The organism is Pseudarthrobacter sp. R1 (genome assembly GCF_024494415.1).
In the GTDB taxonomy this organism is placed as follows: Bacteria; Actinomycetota; Actinomycetes; order Actinomycetales; family Micrococcaceae; genus Arthrobacter.
On the sequence record NZ_JAMKFI010000008.1, the window covers coordinates 491,930 to 499,230 of the forward strand.

Here is a 7,301-nt window from a genome sequence, read left to right on the forward strand (position 1 = left end):
CACTAAGGTGACTTACCCAGCAATAACCGGTGATTTCGACGCTGCCCCTGTGCAGGACCCCCGCTATGAACGGTCAGCCGTGATTGACCTTGATGCCATCCGGCACAACGTCCGCCGGCTGGCAGCAGCAGCTTCCCCGGCGAAAGTCATGGCCGTTGTTAAGGCCGACGCCTACGGCCACGGCGCCGTTCCGGTGGCGAGGGCTGCCCTTGAGGCAGGCGCATCCTGGCTGGGGGTTGCCCACATCAGCGAGGCCCTGGCCCTGCGTGCCGCCGGGATTGATGCTCCAATGCTTGCCTGGCTGCACACCACGGAAAGCAACTTTGGCGCGGCCGTGGCTGCCGGCGTCGACATTGGCTGCTCCGGCTGGGAACTTGAGCGCATTGTTGCCGCGGCCCGGGAGCAGGAGCGCCCCGCCCGCGTCCACCTGAAGGTGGACACCGGGCTGGGACGCAACGGTGCCACGCTTGATACCTGGGACAACCTCGTGGGCGAAGCCATGGAATACCAGGACCAGGGCCTGCTGCGCGTGGTGGGCATCTTCTCGCACCTTGCCGTCGCTGACGAACCGGAGCGGCCCGAGACCGACCAGCAGCTCGCGGCTTTCCGCGAAGTGCTCGCCGTTGCCGAGGACGCCGGCGTGGACCCGGAGGTCCGGCACCTCGCGAATACGCCGGCCACCCTGTCCCGGCCCGACACCCACTTCGACCTGGTCCGCGTGGGCCTGGGCATTTACGGGCTGTCGCCTTTTAACGGGCAGACGTCGGCCGAGCTGGGACTCCGCCCGGCCATGAAGCTCCGGACCCTCGTTTCCCAGTGCAAGGAAGTGCCGGACGGGCAAGGCGTCTCCTATGGTCTCCGCTACCACACCAGCGGCCCCAGCACCCTGGGCCTGATCCCGGTGGGCTACGCCGACGGCGTGCCCCGCGTCGCTACGGGCGGTCCCGTCCGGGTGGCCGGTAAAACCTACCCAGTGGTGGGGCGGATCGCCATGGACCAGATGGTCATCGACCTCGGTGACACCGGCCCTGCCGGCGCGGGACTGCGGGGTGCCGAGGCCGAGCTGTTCGGCGACGGCACCGACGGCGGACCCACTGCCGACGACTGGGCACGCGCGGCCGGAACCATCAATTACGAGATCGTCACGCGGGTCAGCCCCAGGGTTCCCCGCCGCTTTATCAACGAACAGGCTCCGGCCGCCGCCGTACACGGTTCAGAGGGTGCCGCATGAACGCGCCCTCCGCGGAGTTAAGGGACAGCGGCGGGGTTCGTCCCAACTGGGAAAAGACGCTAACCGCGACGACGGCGGACCAGACCCATGCGCTCGCCGCATGCCTTGCGTCGGTCCTCGAAGCCGGGGACCTGCTGGTGCTCTCCGGCGAGCTGGGTGCCGGGAAAACCACCTTCACCCAAGGTTTGGGGGAGGGGCTGGGCGTCCGCGCCGGAATCATTTCCCCCACGTTCGTCCTGGTCCGCATCCATCCCAACCTGCCCGACGGATCACGTCCCGGCGGGCCGGACCTGGTGCACGTTGATGCGTACCGCCTGGGGTCGGCCGCAGAGATGGACGACATCGACCTCGAGAACACCCTGGACTCCTCCGTGACGGTGGTGGAATGGGGCCATGACCGGGTGGAGCACCTGAGCGAGAGCCGGCTCGAGATCGACCTGCACCGCGCCATGGGGCTCGGTGCGGGCGGCCTTGGTGCCACAGCCGATGATCCCGGCGCCACCAACGGCGGCATGCTGGACTTCGGGGACGAGGATACGGACGAGCCGCGAACCATTGTGATACGCGGGTACGGTCCCCGCTGGCCGGCTGTTCCCGAACCCGTCGCGACCTTTGAAGGGAAAGCCTGATGCTCATCCTCGCCATCGACACCTCTGCCGTGGCCAGCGCCGCACTGGTTTCAGACGACGCCCTAGAAGGCGTGGTGGCCAGCTTCTCCACCGAGGACACCCGCAGCCACGCCGAGGTGCTCGCCCCGGGAATCGAACAGCTCCTGGCCGATGCCGGTGTCAGCGGCAGCGATATCGACGCCCTGGTGGTGGGTGTTGGCCCCGGCCCGTTCACGGGGCTGCGGTCGGGCATCGCCACCGCACGCACCCTGTCCTTCGTCTGGGGCAAGCCCCTCTATGGGCTGATGAGCCTGGACGCCGTTGCTTTGGAGGTCGCCGAGTCCACCGCCGCCGCCCCCGAGTTCCTGGTGGTAACAGACGCGCGGCGCAAAGAGGTCTACTGGGCGCGCTATCGCCTTACGGAAGGCCAGCTTCCCGTGCTGGAGGACGGGCCGCACGTTGGCTTCGCCGCGGACCTGCCGGACCTGCCCGCCTACGGTGCCGGCGCGGGGCTTTATGCAGACACCCTGAAGGCGGACCCCGAGTTCGCAGCGGAACAGCCGGACGCCCTCTACCTGGGCCAGTTCGCGCTGGCCCGGCTCGCGGCCGGTGACGAGCTTCTCGACTCCACCCCCTTGTATCTGCGCGAATCCGATGCGCAGGTCCCCGGACCCAGGAAGAGGGCACTGTGAGCACCGCCCCGGACATCAGTAGCCATGGCGTCTCCGTACGGGGGATGACCGCCGAGGACGTGATCGCCGTCAGTGTTTTGGAACAGCGGCTTTTCCCGGTGGATGCCTGGCCCCTGCAGATGTTCTACGACGAGCTGTCGCAGCCGGAGACCCGCCAATATCTGGTGGCGGAGAGCAGCACCGGCATTGTGGGCTACGCCGGGTTAATGTGCATTGAACCCATCGCCGACGTGCAGACCATCGCCGTCGTGCCTGAATACGAGGGCCGCGGCATCGGCACCACGCTGCTGACCCGGCTCGTAGAGGAAGCGCGCCGCAGGCACGCGGCGGATCTCCTGCTGGAGGTCCGTGCCGACAATCCCCGTGCCCAGCAGCTCTACCGGCGCTTCGGCTTTGAACAGATCCATGTCCGGCCCCGCTACTACCGCGACGGCGTGGACGCCCTCATTATGCGGCTCCAGCTCACCGCTGCAGCCGGCGAAGGAACGGGAGACGCCACGTCAACGGAAGCAGGCCAGCAATGAACCGCTCGCAGCCACTGGTGCTGGGCATCGAATCGTCCTGCGACGAGACCGGGGTTGGCATTGTCCGGGGGACCACCCTCCTGACCAATACGGTCTCCTCGTCCATGGATGAACATGTCCGCTTCGGCGGGGTCATCCCGGAGATCGCCTCCCGCGCCCACCTCGACGCCTTTGTGCCTACCCTGGAGCAGGCACTGTCCGACGCCGGCGTGGCCCTGGACGACGTGGACGCGATCGCCGTCACCTCCGGCCCCGGGCTGGCGGGCGCCCTCATGGTGGGGGTCTGCGCCGCGAAGGCGCTGGCCGTGGCCACCGGCAAACCGTTGTATGCCATCAACCACCTCGTGGCGCATGTAGGCGTCGGACTGCTGGACGGGAAGGAAGGGCAGGCGCCGCAGCTGCCCGAAAACCTCGGCGCCCTGCTGGTGTCCGGCGGGCACACCGAGATCCTGAAAATCAACAGCATCACCGACGACGTCGTCCTCCTCGGGTCCACCATCGACGACGCCGCCGGGGAAGCCTACGACAAGGTGGCCCGAATCCTGGGGCTGGGCTACCCGGGCGGACCGGCCATCGACAAGGTGGCCCGCACCGGCAACGCCAAGTCCATCCGCTTCCCCCGCGGCCTCAGCCAGCCCAAGTACATGGGAACGTCCGAGGAACCGGGCCCGCACCGCTACGACTGGTCCTTCAGCGGCCTCAAGACAGCCGTGGCCCGGTGCGTTGAGCAGTTCGAGGCACGCGGGCAGGAGGTTCCGGTGGCCGACATCGCGGCCGCGTTCCAGGAAGCCGTGGTGGACGTCATCTCCTCCAAGGCCGTGCTGGCCTGCCGGGAGCACGGCATCAAGGACGTGCTGCTCGGCGGCGGGGTGGCGGCAAACTCCCGCCTGCGCGAGCTGACGGGCCAGCGCTGCGCCTCCGCCGGAATCAGGCTGCATGTGCCGCCCCTGGACCTCTGCACGGACAACGGTGCCATGGTGGCGGCACTGGGCGCACAGCTGGTGATGGCAGGGGTAAAGCCTAGCGGAATTAGATTTGCCCCGGATTCCTCCCTGCCGGTCACAGCGGTGTCGCTCCCCGCCTGAACTCCGCAATGGAGATCAGGCGGTGGGGCCGTTCCGCATCTGCTTGACCAGGTCCAGGACCACGGCCTGGAGGTCCCCGCCGTGCTCCTCGGCTACCCGGCGCTGGCGCTGGTAGCCGGCGCCCCGGCGGATGATCTTTTCGACGTCGGCCAGCTCGTCCGGGCAGCCCAGCTTGGCGGCCACCGGTTCAAGCCGGTTGAGAGTCTCCAGCAGGTGGTCGGTGACCAGCTGCTCTTTGCCCGCGGCGTCCAGGATGATGATGGCGTCCATGCCGTACCGTGCGGCCCGCCACTTGTTCTCCTGGACGTGCCACGGCGGCATCGTGGGGATGGTTCCGCCGTTGTCCAGGGTGGTGGAGAACTCGTCCACCAGGCACTGGGTGAGGGCAGCGATGGCGCCCACTTCCTCCAGCGTGGCCAGGCCGTCACAGATGCGCATTTCGATGGTGCCAAGGTTCGGTACGGGCCGGATGTCCCACCGGATTTCCGAGAGGGTGTCGATCACGCCGGTGGTGAACATGTCCTGCACATAGGACTCGTATTCCTCCCAGGAGTTGAACTGGAAGGGGAGGCCGGCCGTGGGCAGCTGCTGGAACATCAGGGCACGCTGTGATGCGTAGCCGGTGTCCTCGCCGCCCCAGAAAGGGCTCGACGCCGAGAGCGCCTGGAAGTGCGGGAAGTAGTTGACCAGCCCGTCCAGCACGGGAAGCGCCTTCTCGCGGCGGTCCAGCCCCACGTGGACGTGCACGCCGTAGATGACCATCTGGCGGCCCCACCACTGGGTGCGGTCGATAAGTTTTGCGTAGCGGGCCTTGTCCGTCACCGGCTGCAGCTGCGGCGGGCTGAACGGGTGGCTTCCGGCACAGAACAGCTCCACGCCCATGGGGTCAGTGATTTCCCGAACGGCAGCGAGGGACCGGGTGAGGTCCTCCTTCGCCTCCGCGGCAGTCTCGCAGATGCCGGTGACCAGCTCCACGGTGTTCAGCAGCAGTTCCTGCTTGATGTGCGGGTGCTCGTCATCTTCGTTGAGTTCCGGGTGGCGGGATGCCACGCCGCGGAGTACCTCGTTGGCTACGGAGGCGAGCTCGCCGGTCCTGCCGTCCACCAGCGCGAGTTCCCATTCAACACCGAGGGTTGATTGCCTCGAAGAAGCGAAGTCAATCTTCACACGTATCCTCACTGTCCGGTTTACTGCTGGCGCACGCCGCTCACAGGCTGCTGCTGGCAGGCGGACGGTGTTTCAAGTCTAGTGCAGGGGTAGCATCGTATTGATGGCCCCGTTCCAACACCTGCGTGACAGTTTTCACAAATCCTTCCCCGTCCTGGCCGCAGCATCCGCGGCGGTGGCACTGGCATCCTGTACCGCCGCTCCGGCGCCTGTCCGGTCGCAGTCACCCTCCACGCCCGCCGCACCTTCGGCATCACCTAGTACGACGCCGGCACCCGCCACCGCCTCTCCCTCACCTTCCGTAACTGCCGATCCCGGTTCCCGGCCGCTGGGGTGGGGCCCGCAGCAGCGGGACCAGGATGCCGCAGCCGTTGCCGTGGCGGCGATGTCGCCGGAACAGAAGGCCGGGCAGGTCCTCCTGCCGTTCTTCACCGGGACTGACGCAGGCGCCCATGCCGCCGTCGTCGAACGCCTGCACCTTGCCGGGGCCATCATCATGGGCGACAACGTGCCGCTGGACCCGCAGGGCAAAGTGGACCTGCCGGCCATGGCCGCCATCAACAAGCGGCTCGCACAGGCGGCAACGGCGGACGGCAGGCCCTGGCCCGGGATGATCGGCGTGGACCAGGAGGGCGGGATAGTGGCACGCCTGAACGCGCCGCTGACGGAGTGGCCGGCCCCCATGAGCTATGGCGCCGCGGGCAGCGTACCCCTTGCCAAGGAGGCGGGCCAGGGGCTGGCCGCAGAGCTTGTGCCGCTTGGTTTCAACACCGATTTCGCCCCGGACACCGATGTGACCATCGGGCCGGCGGATCCCACCATCGGTGCCCGGTCCATGTCCGGCAACCCCGATGCGGCGTCCAGCCTCGGGGCGGCATTCACCCAGGGAATGCTGGCCGCAGGCGTCCTTCCCGCCGTCAAGCATTTCCCCGGGCATGGGTCCGTAACCACTGACTCGCACCTGAACCTCCCCACGCAGCCGGCCACCGTGGCGGAACTGGCCGCCCGGGACTGGAAGCCGTTCCAGGCCGCCATCGCCGCTGGAGCGCCGATGGTGATGACCGGCCACATCGCCGTGCCTGCCCTGGAACCCGGAGTGCCGGCGTCGCTCTCCCAACCCACGTATGCGGCGCTGCGGGGACTCGGTTTCAAGGGGGTGGCCGTGACCGATGCCCTGAACATGGGGGCGGTGCACAAGCAGTACCCGGCCGGGTCCGCCGCCGTTATGGCCCTTGCCGCGGGTGCCGATCTCCTGCTGATGCCTGCCGACGTTGGGCAGGCCCATGCCGCGATTGTTAACGCCGTAGCCACCGGCAGCCTGCCCGCCGCCCGCCTGGACGAAGCGGCCCTGCGGGTGGCGACCATGATGACCTGGCATGCCCGGGCAGCAGCGGGCACCGGCACCCCAACCGGCACCCCGGCCGGCAGCGGGGCGGCGCTCGCCGCCAAGGTATCCGCCGCCGCCGTTACTGTCCTCTCCGGCCAGTGCGGCGGACCCCTTGCATCCGGTGCCGTCCGGGTCACAGGCGGCAGTCCGGCGGACCGGGCGCGTTTCGCAGATGCTGCGGCGCGTAACGGGCTCGCCCTCGGTTCCGGGCCTTTGGTGAGCCTCATCCCGTACGGCGGGCAGCCCGCAGGCGGCGACATCGCCGTCGCCCTCGACGCGCCCTGGCCGCTGCAGCACTCCGCGGCTCCGGTGAAGGTGGCGCTCTACGGCCGCAGCCAGGGCGCCTTCGACGCCCTCGCCGCCGTCCTGGCCGGGACGGCGCCGGCGCCCGGGAAGCTGCCCGCCGCCGTCGGAAGTTATCCCGCGGGGACCGGCTGCCCCTGATCCCAAGTAGGTAGCGCTAAGTGTCGTTATGGAGGCTCAGAACGACTGTGAGGATTGGGGTGGCTGGTCCGGGACTGGCTGGCAGAGTTGGTACTGGCCGTTCCGCGCTGTGGTCGTGACTCACAGAACGATTGGCCCCCGATTGGGGTGTCCTGTAAGTGAC

The 7,301-nt window shown here is 68.3% G+C and carries 7 protein-coding genes; 6 read left to right on the forward strand and 1 reads right to left on the reverse strand.

Annotated features, from left to right (window positions below; all coding sequences use genetic code 11):
• Positions 1–7: 7 nt before the first annotated feature.
• From alr to tsaD, 5 genes are read left to right on the forward strand one after another with little or no spacing between them, the layout of a single operon-like run.
• On the forward strand, positions 8–1,231 hold the full coding sequence (alr, locus tag M8J71_RS13160) for an alanine racemase (RefSeq protein WP_256248312.1): 1,224 nt from the start codon (positions 8–10) through the stop codon (positions 1,229–1,231).
• On the forward strand, positions 1,228–1,860 hold the full coding sequence (gene tsaE, locus M8J71_RS13165; protein WP_256248313.1) for a tRNA (adenosine(37)-N6)-threonylcarbamoyltransferase complex ATPase subunit type 1 TsaE: 633 nt from the start codon (positions 1,228–1,230) through the stop codon (positions 1,858–1,860). Before alr ends, tsaE begins: the two co-directional genes overlap by 4 nt.
• Complete coding sequence (gene tsaB / locus M8J71_RS13170; protein WP_256248314.1) at positions 1,860–2,531, forward strand: tRNA (adenosine(37)-N6)-threonylcarbamoyltransferase complex dimerization subunit type 1 TsaB; 672 nt, start codon at positions 1,860–1,862, stop codon at positions 2,529–2,531. The genes tsaE and tsaB overlap by 1 nt, the downstream gene beginning before the upstream one ends.
• Positions 2,532–2,575: 44 nt before the next feature.
• Positions 2,576–3,055 carry a ribosomal protein S18-alanine N-acetyltransferase gene (gene rimI, locus M8J71_RS13175; RefSeq protein ID WP_256248990.1) on the forward strand — a complete coding sequence of 160 codons (480 nt, stop codon included), beginning with the start codon at positions 2,576–2,578 and terminating at the stop codon, positions 3,053–3,055.
• A complete protein-coding gene (gene tsaD, locus M8J71_RS13180; RefSeq protein WP_256248315.1) occupies positions 3,052–4,140 on the forward strand; it encodes a tRNA (adenosine(37)-N6)-threonylcarbamoyltransferase complex transferase subunit TsaD in 1,089 nt (362 codons plus the stop codon). The genes rimI and tsaD overlap by 4 nt, the downstream gene beginning before the upstream one ends.
• Positions 4,141–4,155: 15 nt before the next feature.
• On the opposite strand, the gene M8J71_RS13185 is transcribed toward tsaD, so the two are convergent.
• Positions 4,156–5,307: a glutamate--cysteine ligase gene (locus M8J71_RS13185; RefSeq protein ID WP_256248316.1), complete on the reverse strand. Its 1,152-nt coding sequence runs from the start codon at positions 5,305–5,307 to the stop codon at positions 4,156–4,158.
• Between the two features lie 385 nt (positions 5,308–5,692).
• Between M8J71_RS13185 and M8J71_RS13190 the strand changes: the two genes are divergently transcribed.
• On the forward strand, positions 5,693–7,138 hold the full coding sequence (locus M8J71_RS13190) for a glycoside hydrolase family 3 N-terminal domain-containing protein (RefSeq protein WP_256248991.1): 1,446 nt from the start codon (positions 5,693–5,695) through the stop codon (positions 7,136–7,138).
• Positions 7,139–7,301: the final 163 nt, after the last annotated feature.